The following is a 25,943-nucleotide window of genomic DNA, read 5'->3' as shown; positions in this document are numbered from 1 at the left end:
CACAAAAGATTTGACAGACCCCTTTAACTCGACATATTTTCAAGCAACTTTTTAATATGGTCCTAATGACCCCACACTTGTCAGTCTATTTCATGGAATTTATCAATGTTTTAGATGAAAACATTATTCGTCACTCTGTTAGGCCGTGCATTATGGAAATGAGCATACAAATACAGAAGAATATTGATAGATATTTAGACTTATCATTCCATCAAGAACTTTATTCACTATTAAGCATCTTTGTATCCATTGGCATACATGATGCGTGTACTACTCATCAACTAGTAAAAATTATCAGCAGCATGGATGATATAAGCTCAGTTCTTGCTCTAGAGTTATTGCTTGATAATGAACAGAATATAAATAATGTTTTATTTGATTCAATTGAAAAAAAACTACAAAATTCGTCCTCATGGGAAGAAGAATATTGGCTTTTTAAATATCACTTTTTCTTAAAGCTACAAGAATCTAAAAATAGTAAAATCCATAAAGAATATAAACAATTTATTTATGATAAGTATAATAATGGGGTTGAAAAATCAAGGTTTTTTAACCCCACAAATTTAGCAACAATTAATTCTCCTATTATAATTAATACACAGTATAGAAACAGCAATCCGGATATCTCAACATTTTTTAAAACATTGCTCAGTAAAAGTGTTTCTTTCTATGTGGGGACTAATTTTTATAAAGCACCTTAATCAAAACATTAGAAAAATAATAAAATTAGATGCATTTTTTAAATGCATCTAATTTTATAACTTGCCCCTACTTGTGATACGGTTCCCCCCGTATAATCTTAAACGCCCGATAAATCTGCTCCACCAGCACCAGCCGCATGAGCTGGTGCGGCAAGGTCATGCGCCCGAACGACAGCTTGCGTTCGGCGCGGGCTAACACCGCGGGGGCTAGGCCGAGCGAGCCCCCGATCACGAAAGCCACGTGGCTGCGCCCATACGTGGCCAGCTCCTCCACATGACGCGCGAGCTCCTCGCTCGATAGCGTCATGCCGTCAATCGCGAGCGCCACGACGTAGGCGTCGCTCTTGATGTGCGCGAGGATACGTTCGCCCTCGCGCTGGCGGACGAGCGCCTCCTCGGCGGCGCTCATGGATTCCGGTGCCCGCTCATCCGGCACCTCGACGATCTGCACCTTGGCATACGGGCCAAGGCGCTTAACATACTCGGCGATCCCCTGAACGAGGTATTTTTCCTTCAATTTCCCTACCGCAATAATCTGAATTTGCATCTTCTGCCGACCATCCTTTTTTATCTGAAAAGTATCCATACCCTTATCCGCTTCTACGGTTTCCCCTGCCACTCTACAAAAGAAGACCCTACGCTTCTGCCGCGCAGGGCCCTCCTCCGTTCATTACACAACCAGAAACCTGGCCTTCTCCTGGCACCGTTCGCAATGCGCAGGCGGTTCCCAGGCAGGAAACCGCGTTTCTTCCAGATCTACGATATCCGGAGCATCCTCATACTCATCGACGAACTGATCGATCGCCAGCTCCAAATGATCCTTACAAACTACATACATGGTAAGACCCCACTCACTCTATGTCTTTGGTTACCGATCCTTGAGCTCCGCTAGGTTAAGCGTCAAGGTCGATTTTTTACTGCCCCGGTAATAGGTCACACTCAGACTATCGCCGATTTGCTTCTGACCATAAATATATTTCCTCAGCGCCAGCGTACTGCTCACCGGCTTGCCGTCCAGTTCCACGATGACGTCATTCGTCTTGAGCCCTTTTTCTTTGGCCGGACCCGTCGCATCTAATACAATAATACCAGTTTTCACATCTGCAGGCAGCTTTAATACTTCCGTCCCTGCAAAAGATTGCAGATCCTGCGTAACCACCCCGATATAAGGCCGCTTGATCTTATGCTCGCTAATCAGCGTATCAATCACCGGCTTCGCTTCCGTAATCGGAATCGCAAAGCCCAGCCCTTCCACGCCCATATCGGCCACTTTCAACGTGTTGATGCCAATAACCTTGCCGTCCAGATTGACCAGCGCCCCGCCGCTGTTGCCCTGATTGATGGCCGCATCGGTCTGGATGACGTCCATTTCCCAATCATATTCGCCCTGTTGACCGAGCGAGACGGGAATGGTCCGTTTGGGCCAGCTGATAATGCCCTGCGTAATGGTCGGGGCATAGCCGAGACCGAGCGGATTACCGAAGGCAACGGCCGTCTGGCCGGCTTTGAGCGTACGGGAGTCCCCGAACTCAGCCACCTGCTTAATCCCGCTTCCGTCCATCTCCAGCACGGCGAGATCGGTCATCTGGTCGCGGCCCAGCAGCGTCGCCTTTCTTTGCTCACCAGCGGAGGTCACCACATCCAACTGGTTGAAGCCTTCCACCACGTGGTTGTTCGTTACGATGCGGACCTTGTCGCCTTCCTTTTGGAAGATCACACCCGAGCCAAGCCCTCTCGTGCCTCCGCGGGGCGAAGCCTTTTCTCCTTCTTTCTGCGATCCTATGATACTGACCACCGTGGGGCCAACCTTCTCCACCATACGAACGACGGAGTCGCTGGCCAGTTGATGCGCATCACCCGGTGCTATCGCGCCGGAGGCTGCCGGAGCCGAGGGACTGATCGCAGCGGCGGTTTCCACCGTCTTGGAGCCTGTGCCCACGCTGAACAGCAGCACAACTCCAAGCATAACCACAGCGCCTCCCAAGGCCGGCCAAATCCAAGGGGCCTTCCTCCTCCAACCTCCCGGGGACCACTGATCCCAACGCGAAACCTTGGTGGAATAAAAATCATCATCAAACAGGCTCATCTTCTCCCGCTCCCTTCTCTGACGCTGCCGCGCAGAGTCCCCAAACTAGCGTTCTTGCCTCTCGTAAACTTTTAAAATAGAAGTGGAATGTTTTTCGTAGGAAAAGACTAGAATAGAAGTATACCGAATGGACTTGATCCACCGAAACCGTGGGAACCCGTCCATAGCTATTTTACCATACTTGAATCTATGAAAAACCCCTAAGCAAAGAAAGGATGATCCTACCATGAACCGGATTACCAACCATTTGGAGCAAGTAGATTTCATCGGCAAGCTGGCCGACCTCAAAAACGCGCATTACCAGAATGCACTGATTGTTAGCGCACTGATTGAGGTGCTGGTGGAAAAAGGCATCATCACCGCTCAAGATATCGCGGCCATGTCAGCCCAGCTCGACGCCGCCTTCGCCCCGGCTACTCCGTATCCAGCCGATCCCACTCCGTAGCCCGGTCATAGTACGTATCCATGAGCTTCGCCCGATGGTCCTCAGGCTCCAGACGGTCCTCTACTACATTATTCACCGTAAGCCTGGCCAAATCCATCAGGTTGTGATCCCGGCTCAAATGCGCCAGGTACACCCGCTTCGTCTTCGTTGTCATGACATCGACCAGACCGATCCCTGCGGCCTCATTCGATAAGTGACCGAGGTCGCTCAGGATCCGGCGCTTGATGTTCCACGGGTATTTCCCCATGCGCAGCATTTCGATATCGTGGTTCGATTCCAGCACCAGCACATCGCTGTCCTGGATCTGCTCCTTCACCTTGGCGCTCATGTAGCCGAGATCCGTCGCCAGGCTCAGCTTCTGATCGCCTTCGTAGAAGCAGTAGCCGACAGGCTCCGCAGCATCGTGGGAAATACCGTACGACTGCACCTGCAGCGATCCGAAGTCGCGGATTTCCCCGGTGTCCATCACGCACCGCTTATCCTCGGCAATTTCTCCGACGTGCTTGTTCAGCTCTTCCCACGTCTTCTCATTAGCATAGATCGGCAGATCGAATTTCCGCGCCACCGCGCCCAGACCCTTAATATGATCCGCATGCTCGTGCGTAACCAGAATGGCATCCAGCTCTGAGGCGGACATTCCTTTTTCCTTCAGCAGCTGATCGATTTTTTTGGCGCTCAATCCGGCATCAATCAGCACCTTGCTTTCCTCTGTCGCCACCACCATCGCGTTTCCCGTAGAACCGCTCGACAATACCGTAAAACGAATTCCCATCTGACTGACTCCCATCTCCTCTTAGCCCTTGAACCGCAGCGGCTGCCCCCATGTCCGAAATCCATGCTTCGCCGTCCCCCCAAAGGAACACCCCAGAGCAGCCAGCAGCTTACTTCCTGTTCTTCTGCGGAAGCTCCACCGCACCGTTCAACGCATTGACATAATAAATGTCCCCATCGCCATTGCCTAGCGATACGCGCCAATACGGCACCATAAACATCGTCTGCGAATTAAACACCTGCCCATGGTACCCGAGCTTGATACTATTCACGACACTCCCGCTTGGAAAATACGTCTCGATCAGGCTGCGCAGGACGGTGTACGGCGATATGACCTTTTGCTCCTTCTGATCGCTTTCCGATTGAACCTCCACATACCCTTGGCTGTAAGAGGTAATCAGCCCGTTCTGTTCATTCAGCTCCAGCTTCACTTCGAACATCGGCACCCCATTGTACAGCTGATGGAACACGTACACCCCGTTCACGCTGAGCACCGGGTCATACTGGTACGCATCCATATTCGGAATCACCGCCCGGGCTGCCGCATCCTTCGTGGCTCCCTTGCCCAAGATGGGACTGTATTTGAACGGAGCGCTGACCGGAATTTTTTTGTCCGATTTCATCTTCTCGTCGAATTTGACGACAATCTCCTTCAAGCGGGGAATTTCCTTCGGCATTTCCACCGACACTTGTATGTTTTTGCTTTTCAGAAGCCGTTGAATTTCTTCCGCCGCGCTGGCCGTATTGGCATCGAACTCCAGGAGGTCGGACCGGGTCGTCCACAGCTGGTAGCCGAGCACCACATTAAGCATAAAAAACGATAAAATCAAAATTAACTTGGCTCGGCCCCAATCCATGAGGTCACCTCCCGATAGCTCCAAGAAATAATCAGCCTACTCCAAAAATTCATACGTCCCGTCGCGCAGCTCGACCGTCCAGGTCGGCACCAGCTCTTCCGTCTGATCGCTAATGACCGGTTTGTAGCCAGGGAATACAGAGATGACAGCCGTCTTCTTGCTGTACTGCTCCAGCTTCGCATCCAGCGCCTCGCCTCCAAGCAGCGAAGCGTCCCGCTTATTCACGCCCTTGGGCTCCGGAATAATGGTCGACCGCTCGTAGCTCGATACGACGCCTTTTTGCAGCGCCATTTTAATAAATCCGATATTGTCACTTCGCTGATTGATCACCGGCAGCGAGCCGTAATATTGGCGGAAAATAAACGCCTGATTCGCGGGCAGCAGCCGCTGCGGCACCTTTTGCACTACATAGGTACCGTTCCAGCCCCCATGCTGGTTGACGAATTGAACGGCGGACAGCAGGTTGTCCCGCAGGTCCACCTTACTGTCGACAGGCGCTACAGGGTCGGAATATGTCATCCACCGCTGGTCATTTTTCAACTGCAGTCCCCGCTTGCTGTCCGTATAAATCTCCGAGCCGTCCCGCTCCGAAATGTTGCGTGTGATCGCAGGATCCACGAAAAAGCTTCGTTTCAGCTGATCGACCGACATCGAAGTGTAAGGAAGCTTGTAGGCTGGAAAAGAAAGCGGCTTCGTCGGTAAATAATAATCTCCATTCGCCATCGGTTTATAGGGAATGACCCCCTCCAGCGTGACGAAACGCTCAATATCCTTGGCCGAAATATCCGCCTTCTGCACCTCATAGACCGTACTGGCTGTATCCGTAAAAAGAATCGTACGGACCTCATCCTTCGTATCCTTCGCAAAAATCCAGATTTTCGTAATAATATCGTTATCGGCAGGAAGCTCTCCCTTCAGCTGCATCACCCGTTGGAGCACGTTGATCGGCACGCCGTCACGGAAGCGCACTTCAATACCCTGCTGCTTGTTCCGGACATCGTCCCAGTTCAAGCCTAACGTGGCCAGCGTCGTCTTCCGGAAGCCGTCCAGCGTCCGCTGCTTCACATTATCCAGTACCGAGTTGTATGTCACCGTGTCAGGGTAGAGCACTGTATGGAGCTGATTGCCCATATGCATCACGATTTCGTTCGGAAATAACAAATCCTCCAGCGTAGCCTGCGATCCGATCGGATCCGCTTTGACATACTCCTCCTGCACTAACGGATCGAACTTGGGGGAGTTGTAGGATAGAAAGTAGGTCTGCAGCAAGCTGAGCGCAACCAGAAGCACAAGCACCGCTGTTTTCAGCTTTTCAATCATTCGGCAGCCTCCTCATCTCGAAGGTAAGGAAGCGTAAAGGTAACCTTCGTTCCATGACCCAGATCTGACTCGAGAGCAATCGTTCCGCCATGCGCCCTTACTATTTCCCGGGCAATCGATAAACCGAGGCCAGTACCGCCCATATTGCGGGAGCGCGCCTTGTCTACACGGTAAAAACGCTCGAAAATCCGGCTCAAATCCTTCTTCGGAATCCCGATTCCGTTGTCCTGTACAGAGATCTCCAGCAGCTTCGCGTCCAGTCGCACGGCACGGATAACAATATGTCCTTCGTCTGCGGTGTACTTGATTGCATTGGACACCAAATTGTCCAGAACCTGATCGATGCGGTCGCGATCCAGAACGATTTCCTCTACGTCCGGAAGCACGTCAATATCGATTTGGATCGAACGCTGCTCCAGCTGGAAGGAGAAGCGGTCCGCCACCTCCTCCAGCATCTCGCTGACATCGGTCAGCTCTCTGCTGATGATCGCCTGCTTGGAATCCAGCCGGGACAGCTGCAGCAGATCGGTTACGAGCCGGATCATCCGCTCCGTCTCATTGCGCGTGACGCTTACGAACTTGGACGCCACCTGCGGCTCCTCCAGCGCCCCGTCCTCCAGCGCTTCAAGATAGCTCTTGATCGTCGTCAGCGGGGTCCGCAGCTCATGTGATACGTTAGCTACGAACTCACGCCGGGATTCCTCCAGCTTCTCCTGATCCGTCACATCCTGCAGCATGGCGATCGTTCCTGCCGAGCCCTTGCCTTTGCTGTGAATCGTCGTGAAGGTGACACGAACCGACAGCTGCTCTTCTTCCTCATCGTGGTAAAAATGCATCATCAGCGTAGGATCCTCATCCGGCTCCTGCTGCCTTAAAGCTTCTCTGGTTATTCCCAGTACCTCATGCAGCGGCTTGCCCAGTGTCGTATCCTCATTCACCTGCAAAATCTGCTTCGCCCGCCGGTTTATCACAATGACGCGGCCCTGGTCATCCGTAGCAATGAGGCCGTCGTTCATATTCGTCAGAATGGAAGCCAGCTTCTCCTTCTCTTCTTCGTTGAGCGACAGCGCCTCCTTCAGCCGTTCCATCATGAAATTGAACGTCTGCCCCAGCTGGCCGATCTCATCCTTGCCGAGCACCTGCACCTTATCGTTAAACCGTCCTTCCGCAACGGCTGTAGCTTGCCTTGTAATCGCCTTAATCGGCGTCGTAATGGTAGCCGTCAGCAAGACGCCGAGCACCGCCGTCAACCCCAAAGCAATCAGCGTACCCGTAATGAGAAACCGGTTGATCCGGTTCATCGTATTGTACAGATCCTCCATCGAGGCAATGATGTAGACCGCGCCAATAACCTTTGCGCCCGAATTAATCGGCTTGGCAATGATCATCTTGCGGACCCCATCCAGGTCGGTAAACATGCGCTGGTTGTCCTTGATGCCTTGGAGGGCACGGCTGACCTCGGTTTGCGTATTCTTCTGGTTCACAATCGCCTGATGGCTTGCCATCGAGGTGGACAGCACAATCCCGTTTGCGTCAATCACTTGGATTTCCGCATTGCTGATCGCGAACAAATTATTGACGACATCGTTCAGATCGGCATACGTTTTCCGGGCCTCCCCGGCCTTGTTGTCTTCATTGTTGGCTGACAAATACGGCTCCACGAATTGTGTTAATAGCAGCGCCTGCTTGTTATGCGAGTCGATAAAATCCGTCTTGAAATAGCTCTCCAGCGTCCGGATAAAATAAACCCCGATCAGCTGCATCGCGATCAGAATGAGCAGGACATAAATAATAATCAGCTTCGCTTGGATCGATTGAAAGAATCGAAGTCCTTTCATAGATCAGAAGCCCCCGGTCTTCGGGTTGCGCATCATGTAGCCAAGACCTCTTCGGGTCAAAATATATTCCGGCCGGCTCGGATCATCCTCGATCTTCTCTCGCAGCCTGCGAATGGTTACGTCCACCGTCCGCACATCGCCGAAATATTCGAAGCCCCATACGGCTTGCAGCAAATGCTCGCGGGTCATCACCTTCCCGCAATGCTTGGCCAAATATTGGACGAGCTCGAATTCGCGGTGGGTCAGGTCGAGCGCCACTTCGTCCTTATACACGACATACATGTCGCTATCGATGAACAGGCTCATGATTTTAATGCCCTGCCTTGTGCCGGCTTCCGCGACCGGAGCCGATTGAGCCTTCGTCTGACGCCGCAGATGCGCTTTCACCCGGGCCAGCAGCTCTCGCGTACCGAACGGCTTGGTCACGTAGTCATCGGCGCCCAGCTCCAGTCCCAGTACCTTATCAATTTCGTTATCTTTGGCCGTCAGCATAATAATAGGCGTGTTCAGCTTGACGCGCACCTCCCGGCACACGTCCATCCCGTCCTTCACCGGCAGCATCAAGTCCAGCAGGATCAGGTCCGGCTCCTCTTTAAAGGCCAGCTCCACCGCTTCCCCGCCGTCATAGGCACATATAACCTCGTGCCCTTCTTTTTCCAAATTGAACTTCAATATATCCGCAATCGGTTGTTCATCATCGACAACGAGTATTTTCGCCATCTCGGTTCACCGCCTGTGAGATCGTCTATCCTTCTATCTTACCATACCTTGAAGCAAAAAGAGACACGGACAAGCAGCTTTCCTGCTTCTTCCATGCCCCTTTTTTGTATAACCGTACTATGAAATCTATGAGTGCTACCGGTTCAAATATTTCAGTGGATTTTGCGGTTCGTCATTGACCTGCACCTCGAAGTGAAGATGCACACCCGTTGAATCGCCGGTGCTGCCCATGTAACCGATTTTCTCACCTTTTTCTACGATCTTGCCAACCGACACATTGATTTGGCTCAAATGTCCATACAGTGTCTTATAACCATTCAAATGGTCAAGAATGATGGCATTGCCATAGCCTGCTTTCACACCGGCAAACACGACTTTCCCGTTATCGGAGGCCATGATGTTACGGTTCCCCGTCAAGTCGATCCCTTTGTGAAAAGCCCCCCAACGCGTGCCGAACGTACTTGTAATGGTTGAAGAAAGCACCGGCCACGCAAACTTTCCGGTTCCTTCGCCCTTAACAACCTTCGTTCCCTTGCGTACAACCGCTTTGACAGGCTGCTGCACCACTTCCTCATTCAGCACCGTCTCGTCGGTCATTAGCCCGTTGACTTTGGTGACCTGAATACTGACCTTTTTCACGCCGTTCTTCCCGGCCTTGATGACCTGAGACTCGCCCAAGCGCATACTGTCGTCCTGCTGGTATTCGGTGTCATACTGAATTTCCTGGGTTTCTACGAGCTTCTCTACGGTACGAACCGCCAGCGTCGGCTGCAGCACCGTCAAGTCAAGCTGTTGACCGACCTTGATCATATCATCGCTGATCGTCGGATTGTTCTGATAAATAACCTGCTTCGGAATATCTAGCTTTTTGGCAATGCAGGAGACGCAGTCGCCCTTTTCCACTGTATATTTCGTAGGCTGTACGTCGCCGGTCTCCAGCTTTTTCTTCAAATCCTCCGGCTTCATGACATCCTGCGGCTGGATATCCACTTCCTTCAACTCTACCTTTTGCACGAACTCTACCTTTTGTACTTCTACAACATCGGCAGATTGTACCGCAGGCGAAGCCGACAGCACCTTAACAACACCGGATGACTTCTTTTTGTCCAGAGCCGTAGCTTTGATCGAATCCAGAACCTGGTTGGCCGTCGCTTCATCCTTCACTACGCCGACAGGCTTGCTATCGACCAGCATCTCGATCCCTACCGGATGAGCCGTAATATAGCTCGATAGCTTGTCCAGCACCTGCTGCTCGTCTCCTTGGGCCATGAAAGCCTTTTCAGGCATGAATTCGATGGTCGGGGCACTGACCGACATCCGGACATCGGCAGAGCTGCTTGCTAATTCTTTTATCTTCGTATCTTTAAATTGCTCGACTTGCGCCTTGTCCGTGACGGTTCCGATTTCCTGGCCGTTCACAATGACATGATATACTTCTGACATATTGCCATGGACATAGGAGTTGCCGCCCCACACTAATGCGGATACGACCCCTACCACCGATGCCGTTTTGACCAGCGTCCATTTATGGGCCTTCATCCCTTGGATTGCTCTATCTTTTGTTGCTTGAACTCGTTCTTTGGTAACCGGTTTGACTCTCAGCTTAGCAGTCAAGTTTTGCATTTGGATTTGAGGCAGCTTCTGCCTGGACTTGCCCAGCAGGCCCTTCACCCAATCCATTCCCCTGAAAACTCTCATGTTCTACTCCTTTTAAGTCAATTTCTACGAGAATACATAAAAAAACCTAAAATAGGGACAATAACCTTACATTCACATATCAACGGCTATTCCTTCCCATTGTGAGGAGGTCCGCGTTTGTCAAAGGCTGATTCGAAGCAAAAAGCTACAAAACAGATGCATTCTTGTCAACAAAAATGCTCCTTAACCAATTTACCATAATCCAGCGGCTTGTTTCAACATCATTCGCGTCGCTGGAGGTTTTTTCCAAAATTTTCGTGGCAGGAGTGTGAAGTAAAACAATGGAAACCATCACAGCAACCTTCAGGAATTATCCGGAAATGCAGCAGGCTGCCGCGGCTTTGCGGGAACAAGGCGCCATTGATATTTATGTCGAACCCCGCGCAGCAGCCGCGTATCCCGTCGAAGAACCTTCTCTCTCCCAAGGACTCATGGAGCCTTCTCCATTAGAAAATGAATCCGAGACTGCCTTTACATTGCAAGTACTCGTGGAATCCTCCCGCTCCCGGCAGGCCGAAGACACCATCGCCAAGCATGGCGGACAGCGATAACCAGGGTGAACCGCTTCGACATGCCGCTGTGCCGCTGCAAGTGATACCAGGAACCTGCATATCCCACAGCTTGCTGAGCCCGCCAACCGGGGCCATCCCCTATGATAAAACCTCTATCGAGGTCTTCAAGATGAGCGACCGCGTTCTATAGTTGGTTTTATCGCCAAATATAATTTTCACATCCGATACCTCGGAAGCTTAAAAAATTGTATTGTGATAAAATAAAATAAGGCATTTCCCATCCAGGTATAGACCTGATCAGGAAATGCCTTTTTGTGTTGTTTTTATCCCAAGCGCAGTCGGTTAAAAACATCCAGCTCCATCCTCCTCGGATAGGCATGCCGTTGCCTGCCTCTGTGCTTTTCGGGCCTTCGGCTTGCTTGGGCCACAAACTAGCTCGGTTTGATCATACTGAGCAGCTGCGTATATTCCTCGGGCTTCAAATACTTTTGCAGCACCTGCTCGATCTCTTTCAGCTCTGCAGCTGTAATGCCATCTTCCATCAGCCTCGAAATCCGCTGCATCTCATCCTGTGGCACACGCGTCATAAGCAAATTAAATATTTTGTTTTTTTCCTCGTTCGTCAGCTGATCCTTCTTCTTCGTGAAATCTTCACCGGACACAACCACGCGTTTATCCGCATCACTCGCCGATGAGCTCCCGGAGCCAGTGCTAGACCCGGACTGACCGCTTTGGTGACCGAACACCGCGATGGCATCCTCCGGCGGATTTTTGTCGGCTGGCGTGCCTTCTTTGCCTGTCGGGGTTGTGGCTGGGCTTTCACTTCCTGTACTGCCTGCCCCCGCGCTGGAGGAACCGGAACCCCCTCCTGCACCTGATGGAACCGTAATTGATCCATCGGGGGAGATTGCTCCCGTCACCGCTTGGTCTTTCGGCGTCTTCTCGCCTAGTGCCACGCTGCGGGAATCCGCTTTTGGCATGGATAATTGCTGTGTCAGACGTCCAACCAGCTGAGACCAGCTCGGCGTCGATTGCACAGTCGTTTTCAATTGATATTGCTCCAGAACCATATCTACATACGTATTGATCACCCAAAAGGTCGATGCGATACACACCATTGAAGTAATCAATGCGCTCATGATCAGCTTGATCAGCCAAGCCATCCCTTTCACTTGTTCACCATCTCCCGAATGCTAGAAGTTTCGATCATCTCCCTTCCCCAGTATTGACCTATTTGAAGTAATACAACCGTCCTCGTGGAAAAAATCCCCCGCCTACCCCATGAAAGTATGAATCATCACAAAAAAACTCCCGAAGCCTGCGGACGTATGCATCGTCCAGACTTCGGGAGCTTTATCGTTATATTAAGAATAAATCGGTTGAACCAGGTTCGTTTGCTCACGGTTACGGCCTACCGAGAAGATTGCAATCGGAATGCCTGTCAGCTCGGAGACACGCTCCACATAGCGTCTTGCATTCTCCGGAAGATCCTCCAGCCTGCGCACGCCTGTGATATCCTCGCTCCAGCCTGGAAGCTCCTCGTATACAGCTTCGCATTCGGATAGCATTTTCAAGCTGGCAGGGTAATGCTCGATAACTTCCCCACGGTATTTATAGGAAGTACAAATTTTCACGGTTTCCAAACCCGCCAGAACGTCCAGAGAGTTCAAGGACAAGCCTGTAATGCCGCTGACACGGCGCGCATGACGGACAACAACGCTGTCAAACCAGCCTACGCGGCGCGGTCTACCTGTAACTGTACCGTACTCATGGCCTTTTTCGCGGATCCAGCTCCCGATTTCATCATGCAGCTCGGTTGGAAAAGGACCGTCGCCGACACGGGTCGTGTAGGATTTGGCTACCCCGATAATTTGTTGAATCTTGGACGGGCCTACGCCCGAGCCGATACATACGCCGCCAGCCGAAGGGTTGGAGGACGTTACGTATGGATACGTACCTTGGTCGATATCCAGCATAACGCCTTGAGCGCCTTCAAACAGCACCTTCTTGCCGGCATCGATCAAATCGTTCAGGACAACGGATGTGTCCGTAACATAAGGACGCAGCCTTTCAGCATAACCCAGGTACTCTTCGATGATCGTGTCTGCATCCAGACCTTTAGAGCCATACACTTGCTCGATCAGCACGTTCTTCTCCGCTACCATGTGGCGCACCTTACGTTCGAATTCCTCGGCATCCATCAGATCAGCGATCCGGATACCGTTTCTTGCCGCTTTATCCATATAGCAAGGACCGATCCCTTTGCGGGTCGTTCCGATTTTGTTATCGCCTTTGCGCTCTTCTTCCAACCCGTCCAGCACCAGGTGGTAAGGCATGATGACATGAGCGCGGTCGCTGACGCGAAGATTGCTGCTGGAAAACCCGTTCTCATGAACATAAGCGATCTCTTCCAGCAAGGCGCCAGGATTGATAACCATTCCGTTACCAATAACACATACTTTATCTTCATAGAAAATGCCCGATGGAACCATCGTCAATTTATACTTCTTATTATCAATCAAAATCGTATGGCCGGCATTGTTACCGCCTTGGTAACGTGCCACGACTTCTGCAGATTCAGCCAGATAATCGGTTATTTTTCCTTTTCCTTCATCGCCCCATTGGGTTCCGACAACTACAACCGTTGACATATTCATAACCCCCGTCAGGTGAATATCCACCTATAATTAGCCAAAAGGCATAAAGCACCATCAAATAGTTTATCAGCACCGATACATAAAGTCAATAAAAACGAACAATGATGAAGGCCCCTCAACCATTGTTCGGAAATTATTCATATGTAAGCGGTAAGCGGTGAGACACCCTTACCACTGTATTCCTTTTCACGCAAAATGTTCCCCGTGCAACAAACTCAGGCCATTAACCGACTTCCTGATGCGTTCGATCCAGGCCGACGAACTTGTTAAAGTTTTTGAGAAACGCAAGCTCCACCGTGCCTACCGGACCGTTCCGCTGCTTGGCGATAATAATCTCAATAATATTTTTCTTCTCGGATTCCTTGTCATAGTAATCGTCACGATACAGGAACGCAACGATATCGGCATCCTGCTCGATCGAACCGGATTCCCGCAAGTCGGACATCATCGGACGCTTATCCTGCCGCTGCTCAACGCCCCGGCTGAGCTGGGACAAGGCGATGACAGGAACGTTCAATTCCCTCGCGATTTGCTTCAGCGTACGGGAAATTTCGGATACCTCCTGCTGCCGGTTGTCTCCCTTCCCTCGACCGTGAATCAGCTGCAAGTAGTCGATCAGGATCATACCGAGCCCCTTCTCCTGCTTCAGCCTGCGGCACTTGGCGCGAATATCGGCTACAGTGACCGACGGCGAATCGTCGATATAAATGTTGGCCTCGGACAACGCACCGATCGCCATTGTCAGCTTTTCCCAATCATCGCCCTCAAGGAAGCCCGTCCGCATCCGAGTGGCATCCACGTTTGCCTCGGCGCAGATCATCCGCTGCACGAGCTGAGCCGCACCCATCTCCAGACTGAAGATGGCGACGGTCTCCTTCTCGCGCACCCCGACGTTCTGCGCGATGTTCAAAGCAAACGCCGTCTTCCCTACGGATGGACGGGCGGCTACGATAATCAAGTCGGACCGTTGAAAGCCGGCCGTCATTTTATCCAAATCCTGAAACCCGGACCTGACCCCGGTGGCGCCGCCTTTATTGTTATAAAGGAACTCCACCTTGTCGAATACTTCCATCAGCACATCGCGGATGGCGATAAACCCGGTACTCGAGCGGCGCTGCGAGATTTCGAGAATCTTCTTCTCCGCATCGCTCAGCAGGTCGGCCACCTCATCGGATCCGGCGTAGCCGTCCGTTACGATGTTCGTTGCTGTGCGAATCAGGCGCCGCAGCATCGATTTCTCTTCGACGATCTGGGCATAGTAGTCGATATTTGCTGCCGTCGGCACGGCATTCGCAAGCTCCGACAAGTACGTGATCCCGCCGATTTCCTCCAGCTGCTGTTTATTTTGCAGCTTTGCGGTCAGCGTGATCAAGTCGATCGGCTCATTCTCCTCCGCCAGCTCGATCATCGATTCGAAGATGCGCTGATGCGAGGCGCGATAAAAGTCATCAGCCGTGATACGTTCCATCGCGGTTACGAGTGAATCGCTATCAAGCAAAATAGCGCCGAGCACAGCCTGCTCGGCTTCCAAATTTTGCGGAGGGATGCGATCCATAAACATACCTTCGTTCAAGCTCGTCTCCTCCTAGGGCCTTCTAATTGGTTTTTGGCTGCATGAGAAATGGGCTTCCTCTAAGGCAAGCCCAACCTTTTTTATCCAGATAAATGGTACCGTCTCTTCGCTTAAGTTCCCCGTTGTTACCGTCCCAGCTTCATAGGACTTTCGGGTCTTACTCCTCCGTCACGTGAACCTTCAGCTTGGAAGTCACTTCCGGATGCAGCTTCACGACAACCTCGGTTACGCCAAGTGTGCGGATCGCATCATCCATTACAATTTTACGCTTGTCCAATTTAATGCTTTGCTGCTTTTCCAAACCTTCAGCTACCTGCTTGCTTGTAATTGCACCGAACAGGCGTCCGTCCTTACCCGACTTTGCTTTCAGCTCGACGGTTAAGGCTTCCAGCTTTTTACCCAGCTCCCCGGCTTCCGCCTTCTCCTGGTCCTTCTTCCGCTGCTCGGCCTTCTTCTGGTTATCCAATATTTTCACGGACGACTCGTTTGCCGGTGCAGCCAGCTGCTGCGGGAACAAAAAGTTCGTCGCGTAACCTTCAGATACGTCTTTAATTTCCCCTTTTTTACCTTGCCCTTTAACATCCTTCAATAAAATGACCTTCATTCGAAAAGCCCCTCCTCTGCATGCATCTGACTCAATATTTGTTTTAATCTTTGTGTTGCTTCCCCAACCGTACTTTCCAGCTGTGTGGCTGCGTTGGTCAAATGACCGCCTCCGCCCATCCGTTCCATCACGATCTGCACGTTCATTTGGCCTAAAGAACGGGCACTAATGCCGATTAAACCGTCCGGGCGTTCACTGATGACAAATGAAGCCATCACACCCGTCATAGTTAACAATGTATCAGCAACCTGGGCAATGAGCAACTGAGAATATTTGCGATTCGGCTCGGTCACCGCCAACGCAATATGATCATAAATAATAACGGCATTCTTGATGATCTCGGAACGCTGAATATACGCGTCCAAATCCTCCTTCAGCAGCCGTTGGATCAAAGACGAGTCTGCCCCGTTCCGGCGAAGGAACGATGCCGCCTCGAATGTTCTCGCGCCGGTGCGCAGGCTGAAGCTTTTGGTATCCACCACGATCCCGGCCAGCAGCGCCGTGGCTTCCAGTACCCCCATCGTCAATCTTTCGTTGAAATACTGCAGCAGCTCCGTCACTAATTCACATGTGGATGAAGCATACGGCTCCATATATACCAGCGTCGCATCCTGGATAAATTCTTCGCCGCGGCGATGGTGATCCACAACGAACTTGCGCTGGGTCAGTTGAAGCAGCTTCGGCTCTGCAACCATCGACGCTTTATGCGTATCCACAACGACTGCCAGCGTGCGTTGGTTCGTAATCTGCATCGCCTGCTCCGGCGTAATGAACCACCTGTTCAGCTTCTCGTCCTCATAGATCGTATCCATCAGCTTCTGAATGGAAGGGTTTATACCCTCGAGCACAATATAACCTTCCTTGTTGCTGACATGCGTTGCCTTCAATACCCCAATAGCCGCGCCGATCGCGTCCATGTCCGGATACCGGTGACCCATAATAATGACTTTCTCGGATTCCCGGATCAGATCCCGGAGTGCATGGGAGATCACGCGAGCCCGTACGCGCGTCCGCTTCTCAATCGCATTGGAACGCCCTCCGTAGAAGGAAAGCCGCTCCCCTACCTTAACCGCCACCTGGTCTCCCCCGCGCCCCAGAGCCATATCCAAGCTCGTCTGAGCCAGGGAACCGAGCTCGGTCAAGGAGTCGACACCGGAAGCAATACCAATACTCAGCGTGAGCGGCAGCTTGTGCTCGATCGTCAGATCACGAACTTCATCCAATATTTCAAACCGGGACTGCTCCAATGCCTTCAGTCCTCTTTGATCCATCAGAATGAGATACCGGTCAGACGCCGTGCGGCGCAGGTACACCTGGTTTTTTTGCGCCCATTCCGTAATTTCTCCCGTCACCTTCGCCATCATGATACTGCGGGTCTGATCATCCATTCCTTGCGTAGCCTCGTCCAGATTGTCCATAGTCACAATCCCCATGGCGAGCCGCTCTTCCTCATATTTGACCGACAATGTGCGATAAGCTGTAATATCGGTAAAATACAGAAGACGCTCGTCCGTCCGGGCTTGCACAAGATAAATATTTTTGCCGATCGTAATTTCGAACTTCGTTTCCTTCGCTTCCTTCTCCTTGCGCGACTTCATCGTAGGAAACAGCTCAATGACCGATTCGCCGATGAGCGAATCCTTGGATAACATTTTGGCCACGAACGGATTGTGCCACTCTACGATCTTCTCCTCATTGAAGAGCAAAATCCCGAGCGGCAGCTCCTGAATCACCTCATTGCCCGCCCGTTTAATACGGTGTGACAACGTACCGACGTAATCGTTGAAATCTTTGCGGAACGCCTGCTCCGCCTGCAAGGTGTAGTAAGCGAGAATCCCGCATAGAAACAAGGCAATCACGCTGATTACCCATTGATACAGCATCAATATAAAAATCAATACCGTCAGCAGTACAAAAATCCATACGATATGCAAGCCATGCCATCGCTTAAGCAAGAACTTCGGCATTTTACTCGCTCCTAATCATTTCATTATTTTCGGGTCATCCGCTCGCGGATCGGGAACGCCACATCAAAAACGCCCAACATACTGAACATGAAATAAGCCGGCGGGACAAAGATCAGCAGCACGATCCCTCCGAAGGGCAGCGCACGATTCCATCGGTTCCGATGGGCCACGAAAAATAGAAAAGCTATCGCCTGCACCGCGAACACCGCCGTCAGCAACGGCAGCAAGTTAAGCAGCAGAGTAAAAAAAATGGAGTTCGTATCTTTTACGAAAAATTCCATAAATAAGGCAATGAGGTAGTACCAGACGAACGATCTCGGCAGCATCCATTCCCGAATCGGCTTGAATGCAGGCAAGGCCTCCCCGGAACGGTTGAGCAGCTTTCGTGCTAACCAATGGGCAATCACAACCAGGAACAAAGAATAGCCAATCATATACAGCGGCAGCATCTGGCTGACCAGTTGTACCAATGTATCTTTGTCGACAACCAATACGGCTTGAAGCTGTGCCGGTAACGTATTGATGCTTTCCAGCATAAATTGCTTCATTCGGTCGATGATATTGAAGCCGAAGGCATAACCCACCACTAGGCTGACCAGCATTTCAAGCAGCAAGGTCACGGTGCCTGCCGTAATCACGGTACGGGCAGGTGCCCTTTTTTTATACAAATTCCCCATCTGAATGACCGGAGGCAGCAGGAACAAAGATATCGCTACAAGCATGACACCTGCCCAGCTGACAAGTAAAAGTGAGGTTAGCACATAAACTATCGCTAAGCTTAAACCGTAATAAAGCAGAAACTTTTTCGTTTCCAGCCTCACGAACAGGATGATGACCGGAATCATCAGAAGATGAAATGTAATCAAGCTAAACGGTGTTAACACTGACAGGAGCAGTGCAATGGTTGCAGCACTCCAGCCTAACAAACGTACGGAACCCTTCCCCAACCTCGTCACCTCTTACGCAAATGTTCTTCCAAAGCGGAAATATCTCCGTACCATTCCTCTAATTGATGTCCCTCTTGCCTGTGCTTCTTCATTTTTTCCAGAACCGCTTCATCTAAACTGCGAAGGGAGATGCCGAGACGTCTTCCGAGAATATAAGAGCTGGCCACGAGACTTGCCAGAGCATCCACCATTTTGGTGCTGCTGCCTTCCCATATGCTCTTGAGCAGGTGTGCTACATGATCCACGATTTCCGTCTTCAGCCATTCGATAATTTTGGCCCTTTTCGCCAAATCCACATCTCGTTCCATGTAGGACCAGCCGCCTCTCTCCTTAAGCACACTTTAGTTAATTATACCACAGTTTAAACTTTTTGTTCCGCTTGCCACAGCTTGAAGCAATAATCAATGATTTCCCGTCTTCGGATAATCCCTATAAAAACCCCGTTATCATCAACGACAGGAACGTAGTTTTGATTCGTAGCCAGTGTGATCAAGTCCTGCATTTGCTGATCGATCCGGACCGGCTTGATGTTCATGTGCTGCGGCACATCCTTAAGATGTACTTTATGCGCATTCTCGAATCCAAACTCAGGCGAATGCTTCAGCTTCCACAGCAGGTCTCCCTCCGTAATTGTTCCGGCATACCGTCCACCCTCATCAATTAAGGGTACGGCCGAATAGCGGTGGTATTCCATTCGTTCCAATGCTTGACGCATCGTGGAATTCGGAGATAAATAAATAACGTCATCTTTCGGCACAAGAAAAAAAGCGATGTTCACTCTAGGGCCACCCTTTCTTCGGAAGCAAGCTTCCCGTACTCAACTTCAAACTCGTTTATAATACTACACTATGATTCCTAGGGAAGATATACGACCCTCCCCACCGACAGATCGCTCCTCTATTTTACCAAAACTTCATGTTCACTTCACCTTGCGCATCCGATGGCCTCGGAAGCTAATAAATTCTATTGCAGCGAAAAAAAAGACGACCCGATAATAGATCGAGTCGTCTCTTCTTTAAAAACTACTATTCCGTAGTGTATGGCAGCAACGCTACTTGACGGGAGCGTTTGATCGCAATCGTCAGCATACGTTGGTACTTAGCGGATGTTCCAGTTACACGGCGTGGAAGAATCTTGCCGCGCTCGCTGATGAACTTCTTCAGCGTTTCGATGTCTTTATAATCAATGTGCTTGATTTTGTTTACAGTGAAGTAACACACCTTACGGCGTTTACCACCTTTTTTTCCACCACGACCGCCGAATTTACGCTCGCCGCGCTCTTCGCCGCCGTTGTCTCTTCTTTGGAAACTCATCGATGCTCAGTCCTTTCTACGTTAAAATGGCAAATCATCATCAGAAATATCAATCGGTTTACCGTCATCCTGGAATGGATCTTGATTGTCGCGCGGTCCACTGTAACGCTGTTGGCCTTGGCTTGGAGCTTGGCCACCACCCATACCTTCTTCGCGATTTCCACCACTGTTAGAGGATTCCAAGAAACGAACGTTGTCGGCAATAACCTCCGTCACATATACGCGCCGGCCTTCATTATTGTCGTAGTTGCGCACTTGAATTCTGCCCTCTACTGCAGTCAGCCGTCCTTTACGCAAATAATTGGCACATGTTTCAGCAAGCTGACGCCATGTCACAATATTGATAAAGTCCGCTTCACGTTCTTTCTGTTGGTTCGTAAAAGGACGATCCACAGCCAGCGTGAACGTAGTTACGGCAACACCTGCCGGAGTATAACGCAATTCGGGATCACGTGTCAGCCTTCCGATTAGAATCACACGATTTAGCAATCTAACAACCTCCCAGCATGTCAATTACGGCACATGGATAACTTAAGCTACGTCTTTAGTGATCAGGTAACGAATGACTTCATCGGAAATCTTCATCACACGGTCAAGCTCAGTAATAACCTCGTTGTTAGCGTTGAATTGAACTAACACGTAATGGCCATCACGGTGCTTGTTGATCTCATACGCAAGACGGCGTTTACCCATAACATCGTGCTTAGTAATCTCGCCACCGTTGTTGATGATGCCTTGGAACTTTTCAATCGTAGATTGAACAACTTCTTGCTCGATGTCCGGACGAATGATGTACATCACTTCATATTTGCGCATGGTTTCACCTCCTTTTGGACTAACGGCCCCTCTAATAGGAGCAAGGAGCGAGTAAATTAACTAACGTTTCAAAACTCGCACCATAATACTATAGCAAAATCGAAAGCCAATGACAAGTTTATTTTGCAGGCTTAACCGAATGAACTCTTATTTGCATGAAACTTGGTAAATATTAAATGACATGCAACCCCCCTGGTTCGGAGAAACTATCGGTACACTTCGTACGGGAGGTGACCAGCTATGGGCGAGTGGAGCCAATTTAGACCCGGTGATAAAGCTCCTAACGACGGAGAATATATGGAGGCGGGTGAAGATGCATTTCATATGGGGATTAACAACCCCAAGATCATCACCTTGAAAAAAGGAGACTCCTTTCCTGAAACCTCCAATCATAACCGGAAATGGAAACGCAAATATTAGCCTGACCCCCTCTTGCGCAACACTGCGCGGAGGGATTCCAAATCAACGCCTAAAGGAGCTTGCTCATGCATTATAAATTTACTTTGCTGTTCACAGCCATCGGAGCCGCTGTCTGTTTAATGCATGCCATCGGACATGACTCGGAGCCGATTTATATTTTATTCTACTGCCTCAGCGTACCGGCCTGGTTCTACCCGATTGTCGGGTATACCAACGTTAATGCCGCACTTTTGTATGTGTTGACGATTTTGTCCTGGACCATCATAGGTTATGCTATTGACCGGTTCAGCGTCCGAAAAAGAAGCCGGTCCTGAGTTACCCGGCTGCACTTGTCTAAGGATAACCGACTTCGCGGTATTTCAGGAATAGGATACGTTAGCAACCATAAAAAGACGCCGCACAACGGAGTAGAAAGTTAACTCCGCAGGATGGCGTCTTTTCCATAGAATATCAAATAAAATCCTTCAAAAGGAAAGTTTAGCGTTTTAACCTAGCTGTTCCTTGCTAATACAGCATTTTTTATATTTCTTACCGCTGCCGCAAGGACAAGGATCGTTGCGGCCGATTTTTTTGGCTGAGTGAATCGATACGACTTTTGATTCTGCATTTTGCGCATATCTATTGGACCGGCTGGCTGATAATTGATTAGGTGTATATCCCTTCAATGTCCATTGTCTCGTATGATTATGCAACATAATGCTTTGTTCCATCACAGCTTTAATCAATTCTACCTCATCAAGCTCAATCTTTGATTGCAGTTCTTTAAATAATTCACTCGTATTTTTTCCATTTCGAATAGAAATGACGCATTCTTCAACAATGAAGTCTGCCTCTTCCTCTGAAATCGAGTAGTTATTTCTAATCAGCTTCACGAAGTTGCGATAGATTGGCGTACGATCAACGAAATCCACCTCTCCGGCTTGAAGCAGCTCTTCCTTCGTGAATGGGTAGTAAGATAAATCCGTTCTGCGTTGTTGTTCTTTCTCTAGTTGTTCCCAATCCTCGACGAATTGGTACCTTGCTCTCTTCGGACTCAACTGAATATCATCGTAATAAAGGGCTGCTTGCAAAATAACCGCTTCGTATTCTTTCGAATCCAGGTTGGTTCCAGTATAGTCTTCAATCCTGCTCTGTAATTCGCTCAGGCTTAGGGTTCCGTAATAATACAGCATCCCCAAAGTCAGCTTAACCCACTCTGTATTCCGGGCAACAACTTGCTGAAGCTCCGAACGGTCGATCCGCTTCATCGCTTGCTGAATTTCCTCCGGCATCACTAAATCCGCTTTCCCATCTTCGTCGGAAGGAATCAACAGCGCCAGCTCTTGAAAGTAGTTAAGCCGGTGATACTCCAATGAAAGCTTGTCCACACGGCCTCGTTCGGCAGCTCGTTTAGCTATATTGTAACGGGTATCATCCATAACATACAAAATATTTGCAAGCTTGTCCGGGATTTGTTGAACCAACACGTCAACCAGCTCTTGCTTTTTCAATGAGCTTACGCCTTGGATGCCATAATGCATTCGAACCTGGTTTAAGCCTTGTTTAGTCAGCCCTGTAAGGTATGTGCCTAGCATTGTGCTGCCCCTCCCTTGTACTCATGCTGCTCAACTCTACACTGCCTTAAAATCGTTTCATTATTAACCAATGTATTCATGAATTCGTCCTTTCTGTCCAACCCCATTGGCACAGCAGAAACCCTCCCGTCTTTGGAGGCAGGAGGGAAATCTATATTGTTTCACGTGGAACCTTTCATTTCCTGATTTCTTATTCCATCGCCTTCTTAGCGAACAGGTTGCTGCTTCCCATTGAAAAATGCAAAAATGATCTTTTCAAATTATATATGGTATGAACAATGTAATCAACTTTTTACAGTACCTCTAGAAATATAAACGCAACTAAAAAACCTCCCACATTGAGTAGAAGGTTCGTTCTTGTTATAGTTAGTGGCGGAAAGAGTGGGATTCGAACCCACGCACGGCTTGCGCCGCCTAGCTGATTTCGAGTCAGCCCCCTTGGGCCTCTTGGGTACCTTTCCGCAATCCAAAAGGGACAAGGTCTATAATAGCACAAAGGGCTGCCCCATGGCAACCCCTAATTTTAAGTTCAATCGGATTCGTTTGTATTTCCTTCTCCAGCCTGCGGGTTGGACCTCAAAACCTTTTTAAGCTTGCTTTCGAACTTCGTTCTCGGCACAAGCACGCTGTGCTTACAGCCTACGCATTTGATTCGGATATCCATCCCCATTCGTATAATTTCCATCTCGTTTGTTCCGCAAGGGTGAGGCTTCTTCATTTGTACGATATCGCCCAACTGATATTGCTTTCTTTCCATGCTCACTCCCCCTTTTGGCAATTCTGTTTTATTTAATAGCTTCTGCATCGAACGCTCGCTTAATTTCTGCGTACAGCTCTCTCGACACTGAGCCCTGGGTATTCGGCTTGCATTCCACCGTTACCCGAAGCGTCACTTCGGAGGGTCCCATCGTTTGAACCCCAAGCACCTGCGGCGCTTTGACCATATTCACGTTGTTTTCATAGCTCTTACTTACCGTATCACGCAGCACATTGAGAGCTCTATCGATTTCTTCCTCGTATGTAATCGTTACATCGACAATGGCTACGGAATTGTTGACGGAGAAATTCGTTACCTGCGCAATCGTACCGTTAGGGATAATGTGCACTTCCCCCGTCCAGCTTTTTACTTTGGTCACGCGCAGCCCGATTTCTTCAACCGTACCCTTGAACGTTCCGATCTGAACGACATCTCCAACTGCAAATTGATCCTCGAAAATAATAAAAAACCCGGTAATAACATCTTTCACCAAGCTTTGTGCCCCAAAACCGATAGCTAACCCAAGTACTCCGGCACCTGCAAGCACAGGCTCCAAGCGAATATTGAACTGATTAAGGATCATAAGAATGACGATGAAATTCACTACGTAAGTAATAACATTTCCCAATAATTTTCCAATTGTCTTAGATCGCCGCTGGTCAAACTTCAATGGGTGTTTATCCCGCTCTACCAGCATATGCTCCAATGCTTTGTTCGCTAACTTAATAACAATTCTACCGGCAAAGTAAATGAACAGGATCTTCAAAGCAATAATAAGAAATTGAGTCCAAACGGCAGGATTCGTTATATAAGTAACAAGCTGTTCCTGTGCTTTCTTCCATGTTGTCGCTTCCTCGGCAAAAGTACCCGTCAGAAATAATTGGAACTTGCCTTGTATCATATTCTCTCCACCTTACCATTCTATGTTAACATATCGATCCTTTTTTTTAAAATAGATCCCCCGGATTTCAACTCTTTCCTCCAGCACAATCAGCTTGACTTCCTCTAAGGCCTCTTCGGGAAACTCAAGGGAAAGGGCGCAACCCGCGGTAATATCCTTCGGTGTCGGGCACATATCATTCTCGATGTCGGCATATTCAAGAAGCATTTCCGCACGCAACGCTTGTTGTGTGGAATCGAATGCCATAAGCAGCACGGCCCTCCGCCTCACTTCCATTATATTTATAAAATGACGTATAAAACGTTTCCTCTATCCGTATACTAGTAAAAAATGTTTTTATACTCCTAGTATATGGAGGGTTATTTATATGAAAATGCCATTTCATAGAAACGTTGTACCGGAAGAAATTGAAGCACTTAAGGTCCCCCACACGGATAACAACATCATCGAAGTTTTATCCGAGCGTTTATTTTCTATTATCGGACAAATCCCCTCGCAGCAGCCACTAATTATCGTTTGTGTAGGAACCGATCGTTCCACCGGCGATTCTTTAGGCCCTCTCGTAGGAACTCAGCTTCAGAGGTACAACATTGACGGACTGCATCTATACGGCACCTTGGACCAACCGGTACATGCCATGAACCTGAAAGATACACTGGCACTGATCCAAAGTGAGTACAACAATCCTTTTATCATCGCTATCGATGCTTGCTTAGGCCAGTTAACCAGTGTCGGTTGTATTCAAATCGGAAGCGGACCGGTGAAGCCGGGCGCGGGTGTCAATAAAGAACTCCCCCCAGTTGGCGACATGCATATTACAGGCATTGTCAATGTAGGAGGGTTTATGGAATACTTTGTTCTTCAGAATACCCGATTAAGTCTCGTTATGAATATGGCTGAAGTCATTGCCAAATCGTTTCAAGTCGCTCTGGGCAGCTTGCGGCGAATGACCGCTTCTTCTACTTCTTTTGTGACCCTCGATGGATAGCTTCTTTTTCTTCCGGAGATAAGGTGTAGCTTGATTGCCCCTGCTGGATCGGTTTCGCATAGACATAGGTTTCTTCCCGATTATGAATCCCGGTTAACACGACGCCGTCCAATTCCTCATCCAGGATGGCAACAGAAAAGCTAAGGTCGCTGCCGCTCTCTGCGAAAGCATTGTAGCGGTGGATTCCTATGTTCGATTTCATTTTCTTCATTTGCTGCTGAATCAGAGTAATCTGCTGCTGGACCGTGTCCGTCTTCCCGTTGAGAGCAGTTGCTTTACCCTGCAGCTCAATAAGTGCTTCCTCCACATTCATGGTTCCTGCTCCATTAAGCATGGACATATATTTTGCGCGGAGCTTGTTAAGCTTGCTCCACAACACCAGCATCAATACAATAAATACGATCAATATGAATGCAAAAGCAATAAGAACAACCTTCATATCAATCAGATCAAGAATCTCCCCCATGCTTTATCCTCC

General features: G+C 49.5%; 31 protein-coding genes and 1 tRNA gene. 6 read left to right on the top strand and 26 right to left on the bottom strand.

Annotated features, from left to right (window positions below; translation table 11 throughout):
- The first annotated feature begins 92 nt into the window (after nt 1-92).
- Entirely contained in the window at nt 93-701 is a 609-nt protein-coding gene (locus CF651_RS20180; RefSeq protein WP_144029082.1) for a hypothetical protein, read from the top strand.
- Between the two features lie 67 nt (nt 702-768).
- On the opposite strand, the gene rlmH is transcribed toward CF651_RS20180, so the two are convergent.
- From rlmH to CF651_RS20165, 3 genes are all read right to left on the bottom strand, one after another.
- A complete protein-coding gene (gene rlmH, locus CF651_RS20175; RefSeq protein WP_094016679.1) occupies nt 769-1,248 on the bottom strand; it encodes a 23S rRNA (pseudouridine(1915)-N(3))-methyltransferase RlmH in 480 nt (159 codons plus the stop codon).
- A gap of 123 nt (nt 1,249-1,371) precedes the next feature.
- Nucleotides 1,372-1,539, bottom strand: coding sequence for a CxxH/CxxC protein (locus CF651_RS20170; RefSeq protein WP_094016676.1), 168 nt, complete (start codon nt 1,537-1,539; stop codon nt 1,372-1,374).
- Nucleotides 1,540-1,569: 30 nt separating this feature from the next.
- A complete protein-coding gene (locus CF651_RS20165) occupies nt 1,570-2,787 on the bottom strand; it encodes a S1C family serine protease (RefSeq protein ID WP_094016675.1) in 1,218 nt (405 codons plus the stop codon).
- A gap of 226 nt (nt 2,788-3,013) precedes the next feature.
- Here CF651_RS20165 and CF651_RS20160 point away from each other — a divergent pair, with 226 nt between their 5' ends.
- Nucleotides 3,014-3,232, top strand: a complete 219-nt coding sequence (locus CF651_RS20160) for a hypothetical protein (protein WP_094016674.1) — start codon at nt 3,014-3,016, stop codon at nt 3,230-3,232.
- On the opposite strand, the gene CF651_RS20155 is transcribed toward CF651_RS20160, so the two are convergent.
- From CF651_RS20155 to CF651_RS20130, 6 genes are all read right to left on the bottom strand, one after another.
- Nucleotides 3,201-4,004, bottom strand: a complete 804-nt coding sequence (locus tag CF651_RS20155) for an MBL fold metallo-hydrolase (protein ID WP_094016673.1) — start codon at nt 4,002-4,004, stop codon at nt 3,201-3,203. The genes CF651_RS20160 and CF651_RS20155 overlap by 32 nt on opposite strands.
- 109 nt (nt 4,005-4,113) lie before the next feature.
- On the bottom strand, nt 4,114-4,860 hold the full coding sequence (yycI, locus tag CF651_RS20150; RefSeq protein ID WP_094016672.1) for a two-component system regulatory protein YycI: 747 nt from the start codon (nt 4,858-4,860) through the stop codon (nt 4,114-4,116).
- A gap of 36 nt (nt 4,861-4,896) precedes the next feature.
- Complete coding sequence (locus CF651_RS20145; RefSeq protein ID WP_094016671.1) at nt 4,897-6,180, bottom strand: YycH family regulatory protein; 1,284 nt, start codon at nt 6,178-6,180, stop codon at nt 4,897-4,899.
- Nucleotides 6,177-8,018: a cell wall metabolism sensor histidine kinase WalK gene (gene walK / locus CF651_RS20140; RefSeq protein WP_094016670.1), complete on the bottom strand. Its 1,842-nt coding sequence runs from the start codon at nt 8,016-8,018 to the stop codon at nt 6,177-6,179. Before walK ends, CF651_RS20145 begins: the two co-directional genes overlap by 4 nt.
- 3 nt (nt 8,019-8,021) lie before the next feature.
- Nucleotides 8,022-8,738 (bottom strand): response regulator YycF, encoded by a 717-nt coding sequence (yycF, locus tag CF651_RS20135; protein WP_094016669.1) that lies wholly within the window; start codon nt 8,736-8,738, stop codon nt 8,022-8,024.
- A 135-nt stretch (nt 8,739-8,873) separates the two neighbouring features.
- Nucleotides 8,874-10,436 (bottom strand): peptidoglycan DD-metalloendopeptidase family protein, encoded by a 1,563-nt coding sequence (locus CF651_RS20130; protein WP_094016668.1) that lies wholly within the window; start codon nt 10,434-10,436, stop codon nt 8,874-8,876.
- 281 nt (nt 10,437-10,717) lie between these two features.
- On the opposite strand from CF651_RS20130, the gene CF651_RS20125 reads away from it, so the two are divergent.
- Complete coding sequence (locus CF651_RS20125; RefSeq protein ID WP_094016667.1) at nt 10,718-10,987, top strand: hypothetical protein; 270 nt, start codon at nt 10,718-10,720, stop codon at nt 10,985-10,987.
- Between the two features lie 392 nt (nt 10,988-11,379).
- Here CF651_RS20125 and CF651_RS20120 read toward each other — a convergent pair whose 3' ends face one another.
- The 11 genes from CF651_RS20120 to rpsF all read right to left on the bottom strand — a co-directional run bounded on the left by CF651_RS20120 (nt 11,380) and on the right by rpsF (nt 20,825).
- Nucleotides 11,380-12,120, bottom strand: coding sequence for a hypothetical protein (locus CF651_RS20120; RefSeq protein ID WP_094016666.1), 741 nt, complete (start codon nt 12,118-12,120; stop codon nt 11,380-11,382).
- 192 nt (nt 12,121-12,312) lie between these two features.
- Nucleotides 12,313-13,599 carry an adenylosuccinate synthase gene (locus CF651_RS20115; protein WP_094016665.1) on the bottom strand — a complete coding sequence of 429 codons (1,287 nt, stop codon included), beginning with the start codon at nt 13,597-13,599 and terminating at the stop codon, nt 12,313-12,315.
- Nucleotides 13,600-13,828: 229 nt separating this feature from the next.
- On the bottom strand, nt 13,829-15,166 hold the full coding sequence (gene dnaB / locus CF651_RS20110; protein ID WP_179232900.1) for a replicative DNA helicase: 1,338 nt from the start codon (nt 15,164-15,166) through the stop codon (nt 13,829-13,831).
- 169 nt (nt 15,167-15,335) lie between these two features.
- Nucleotides 15,336-15,782 carry a 50S ribosomal protein L9 gene (gene rplI / locus CF651_RS20105; RefSeq protein WP_094016663.1) on the bottom strand — a complete coding sequence of 149 codons (447 nt, stop codon included), beginning with the start codon at nt 15,780-15,782 and terminating at the stop codon, nt 15,336-15,338.
- A complete protein-coding gene (locus CF651_RS20100) occupies nt 15,779-17,749 on the bottom strand; it encodes a DHH family phosphoesterase (RefSeq protein WP_094016662.1) in 1,971 nt (656 codons plus the stop codon). Before CF651_RS20100 ends, rplI begins: the two co-directional genes overlap by 4 nt.
- Before the next feature lie 23 nt (nt 17,750-17,772).
- Nucleotides 17,773-18,696 (bottom strand): DUF2232 domain-containing protein, encoded by a 924-nt coding sequence (locus tag CF651_RS20095; protein WP_245856061.1) that lies wholly within the window; start codon nt 18,694-18,696, stop codon nt 17,773-17,775.
- Nucleotides 18,697-18,701: 5 nt separating this feature from the next.
- Entirely contained in the window at nt 18,702-19,004 is a 303-nt protein-coding gene (locus CF651_RS20090; protein ID WP_094016661.1) for a MazG-like family protein, read from the bottom strand.
- Nucleotides 19,005-19,057: 53 nt separating this feature from the next.
- On the bottom strand, nt 19,058-19,474 hold the full coding sequence (locus CF651_RS20085; protein WP_094016660.1) for a CBS domain-containing protein: 417 nt from the start codon (nt 19,472-19,474) through the stop codon (nt 19,058-19,060).
- A gap of 247 nt (nt 19,475-19,721) precedes the next feature.
- Complete coding sequence (rpsR, locus tag CF651_RS20080) at nt 19,722-20,009, bottom strand: 30S ribosomal protein S18 (protein ID WP_028550641.1); 288 nt, start codon at nt 20,007-20,009, stop codon at nt 19,722-19,724.
- 21 nt (nt 20,010-20,030) lie between these two features.
- A complete protein-coding gene (gene ssb / locus CF651_RS20075) occupies nt 20,031-20,498 on the bottom strand; it encodes a single-stranded DNA-binding protein (protein ID WP_094016659.1) in 468 nt (155 codons plus the stop codon).
- 42 nt (nt 20,499-20,540) lie between these two features.
- Nucleotides 20,541-20,825 carry a 30S ribosomal protein S6 gene (rpsF, locus tag CF651_RS20070; protein WP_094016658.1) on the bottom strand — a complete coding sequence of 95 codons (285 nt, stop codon included), beginning with the start codon at nt 20,823-20,825 and terminating at the stop codon, nt 20,541-20,543.
- A 240-nt stretch (nt 20,826-21,065) separates the two neighbouring features.
- Here rpsF and CF651_RS20065 point away from each other — a divergent pair, with 240 nt between their 5' ends.
- Nucleotides 21,066-21,245, top strand: a complete 180-nt coding sequence (locus tag CF651_RS20065) for a YjzC family protein (protein WP_094016657.1) — start codon at nt 21,066-21,068, stop codon at nt 21,243-21,245.
- A 65-nt stretch (nt 21,246-21,310) separates the two neighbouring features.
- Nucleotides 21,311-21,559, top strand: a complete 249-nt coding sequence (locus tag CF651_RS20060) for a hypothetical protein (RefSeq protein WP_094016656.1) — start codon at nt 21,311-21,313, stop codon at nt 21,557-21,559.
- 171 nt (nt 21,560-21,730) lie between these two features.
- Here the strand turns inward: CF651_RS20060 and CF651_RS20055 are convergent, their stop codons facing one another.
- The 5 genes from CF651_RS20055 to CF651_RS20035 form a co-directional block, all read right to left on the bottom strand.
- Nucleotides 21,731-22,819: a YecA family protein gene (locus tag CF651_RS20055; RefSeq protein ID WP_094016655.1), complete on the bottom strand. Its 1,089-nt coding sequence runs from the start codon at nt 22,817-22,819 to the stop codon at nt 21,731-21,733.
- Nucleotides 22,820-23,189: 370 nt separating this feature from the next.
- Nucleotides 23,190-23,280 (bottom strand) — tRNA-Ser (locus CF651_RS20050).
- A gap of 68 nt (nt 23,281-23,348) precedes the next feature.
- Complete coding sequence (locus CF651_RS20045; protein ID WP_094016654.1) at nt 23,349-23,576, bottom strand: DUF951 domain-containing protein; 228 nt, start codon at nt 23,574-23,576, stop codon at nt 23,349-23,351.
- 28 nt (nt 23,577-23,604) lie between these two features.
- Nucleotides 23,605-24,477 carry a mechanosensitive ion channel family protein gene (locus CF651_RS20040; protein WP_094016653.1) on the bottom strand — a complete coding sequence of 291 codons (873 nt, stop codon included), beginning with the start codon at nt 24,475-24,477 and terminating at the stop codon, nt 23,605-23,607.
- 12 nt (nt 24,478-24,489) lie between these two features.
- Nucleotides 24,490-24,723 (bottom strand): putative Se/S carrier protein, encoded by a 234-nt coding sequence (locus CF651_RS20035; protein WP_179232898.1) that lies wholly within the window; start codon nt 24,721-24,723, stop codon nt 24,490-24,492.
- A gap of 121 nt (nt 24,724-24,844) precedes the next feature.
- Here CF651_RS20035 and yyaC point away from each other — a divergent pair, with 121 nt between their 5' ends.
- Nucleotides 24,845-25,465 (top strand): spore protease YyaC, encoded by a 621-nt coding sequence (gene yyaC, locus CF651_RS20030; protein ID WP_094016651.1) that lies wholly within the window; start codon nt 24,845-24,847, stop codon nt 25,463-25,465.
- On the opposite strand, the gene CF651_RS20025 is transcribed toward yyaC, so the two are convergent.
- Nucleotides 25,437-25,931, bottom strand: a complete 495-nt coding sequence (locus tag CF651_RS20025; protein WP_094016650.1) for a DUF4446 family protein — start codon at nt 25,929-25,931, stop codon at nt 25,437-25,439. The genes yyaC and CF651_RS20025 overlap by 29 nt on opposite strands.
- Nucleotides 25,932-25,943 lie beyond the last annotated feature (12 nt).

The organism is Paenibacillus rigui (assembly GCF_002234615.1).
In the GTDB taxonomy this organism is placed as follows: Bacteria; Bacillota; Bacilli; order Paenibacillales; family NBRC-103111; genus Paenibacillus_S; species Paenibacillus_S rigui.
The sequence above is the reverse complement of the archived record's forward strand: the minus strand, read 5'-3'. Positions and strand labels throughout refer to the sequence as shown.

Excerpts from the sequence above, each read along its gene's own strand:
- CF651_RS20180 (WP_144029082.1), top strand. The coding sequence starts at position 93 with ATGGAATTTATCAATGTTTTAGATGAAAACATTATTCGTCACTCTGTT.
- rlmH (WP_094016679.1), bottom strand. The coding sequence starts at position 1,248 with ATGCAAATTCAGATTATTGCGGTAGGGAAATTGAAGGAAAAATACCTC.
- CF651_RS20170 (WP_094016676.1), bottom strand. The coding sequence starts at position 1,539 with ATGTATGTAGTTTGTAAGGATCATTTGGAGCTGGCGATCGATCAGTTC.
- CF651_RS20165 (WP_094016675.1), bottom strand. The coding sequence starts at position 2,787 with ATGAGCCTGTTTGATGATGATTTTTATTCCACCAAGGTTTCGCGTTGG.
- CF651_RS20160 (WP_094016674.1), top strand. The coding sequence starts at position 3,014 with ATGAACCGGATTACCAACCATTTGGAGCAAGTAGATTTCATCGGCAAG.
- CF651_RS20155 (WP_094016673.1), bottom strand. The coding sequence starts at position 4,004 with ATGGGAATTCGTTTTACGGTATTGTCGAGCGGTTCTACGGGAAACGCG.
- yycI (WP_094016672.1), bottom strand. The coding sequence starts at position 4,860 with ATGGATTGGGGCCGAGCCAAGTTAATTTTGATTTTATCGTTTTTTATG.
- CF651_RS20145 (WP_094016671.1), bottom strand. The coding sequence starts at position 6,180 with ATGATTGAAAAGCTGAAAACAGCGGTGCTTGTGCTTCTGGTTGCGCTC.
- walK (WP_094016670.1), bottom strand. The coding sequence starts at position 8,018 with ATGAAAGGACTTCGATTCTTTCAATCGATCCAAGCGAAGCTGATTATT.
- yycF (WP_094016669.1), bottom strand. The coding sequence starts at position 8,738 with ATGGCGAAAATACTCGTTGTCGATGATGAACAACCGATTGCGGATATA.
- CF651_RS20130 (WP_094016668.1), bottom strand. The coding sequence starts at position 10,436 with ATGAGAGTTTTCAGGGGAATGGATTGGGTGAAGGGCCTGCTGGGCAAG.
- CF651_RS20125 (WP_094016667.1), top strand. The coding sequence starts at position 10,718 with ATGGAAACCATCACAGCAACCTTCAGGAATTATCCGGAAATGCAGCAG.
- CF651_RS20115 (WP_094016665.1), bottom strand. The coding sequence starts at position 13,599 with ATGTCAACGGTTGTAGTTGTCGGAACCCAATGGGGCGATGAAGGAAAA.
- dnaB (WP_179232900.1), bottom strand. The coding sequence starts at position 15,166 with ATGTTTATGGATCGCATCCCTCCGCAAAATTTGGAAGCCGAGCAGGCT.
- rplI (WP_094016663.1), bottom strand. The coding sequence starts at position 15,782 with ATGAAGGTCATTTTATTGAAGGATGTTAAAGGGCAAGGTAAAAAAGGG.
- CF651_RS20100 (WP_094016662.1), bottom strand. The coding sequence starts at position 17,749 with ATGCCGAAGTTCTTGCTTAAGCGATGGCATGGCTTGCATATCGTATGG.
- CF651_RS20090 (WP_094016661.1), bottom strand. The coding sequence starts at position 19,004 with ATGGAACGAGATGTGGATTTGGCGAAAAGGGCCAAAATTATCGAATGG.
- rpsR (WP_028550641.1), bottom strand. The coding sequence starts at position 20,009 with ATGAGTTTCCAAAGAAGAGACAACGGCGGCGAAGAGCGCGGCGAGCGT.
- rpsF (WP_094016658.1), bottom strand. The coding sequence starts at position 20,825 with ATGCGCAAATATGAAGTGATGTACATCATTCGTCCGGACATCGAGCAA.
- CF651_RS20065 (WP_094016657.1), top strand. The coding sequence starts at position 21,066 with ATGGGCGAGTGGAGCCAATTTAGACCCGGTGATAAAGCTCCTAACGAC.
- CF651_RS20060 (WP_094016656.1), top strand. The coding sequence starts at position 21,311 with ATGCATTATAAATTTACTTTGCTGTTCACAGCCATCGGAGCCGCTGTC.
- CF651_RS20055 (WP_094016655.1), bottom strand. The coding sequence starts at position 22,819 with ATGCTAGGCACATACCTTACAGGGCTGACTAAACAAGGCTTAAACCAG.
- CF651_RS20045 (WP_094016654.1), bottom strand. The coding sequence starts at position 23,576 with ATGGAAAGAAAGCAATATCAGTTGGGCGATATCGTACAAATGAAGAAG.
- CF651_RS20040 (WP_094016653.1), bottom strand. The coding sequence starts at position 24,477 with ATGATACAAGGCAAGTTCCAATTATTTCTGACGGGTACTTTTGCCGAG.
- CF651_RS20035 (WP_179232898.1), bottom strand. The coding sequence starts at position 24,723 with ATGGCATTCGATTCCACACAACAAGCGTTGCGTGCGGAAATGCTTCTT.
- yyaC (WP_094016651.1), top strand. The coding sequence starts at position 24,845 with ATGAAAATGCCATTTCATAGAAACGTTGTACCGGAAGAAATTGAAGCA.
- CF651_RS20025 (WP_094016650.1), bottom strand. The coding sequence starts at position 25,931 with ATGGGGGAGATTCTTGATCTGATTGATATGAAGGTTGTTCTTATTGCT.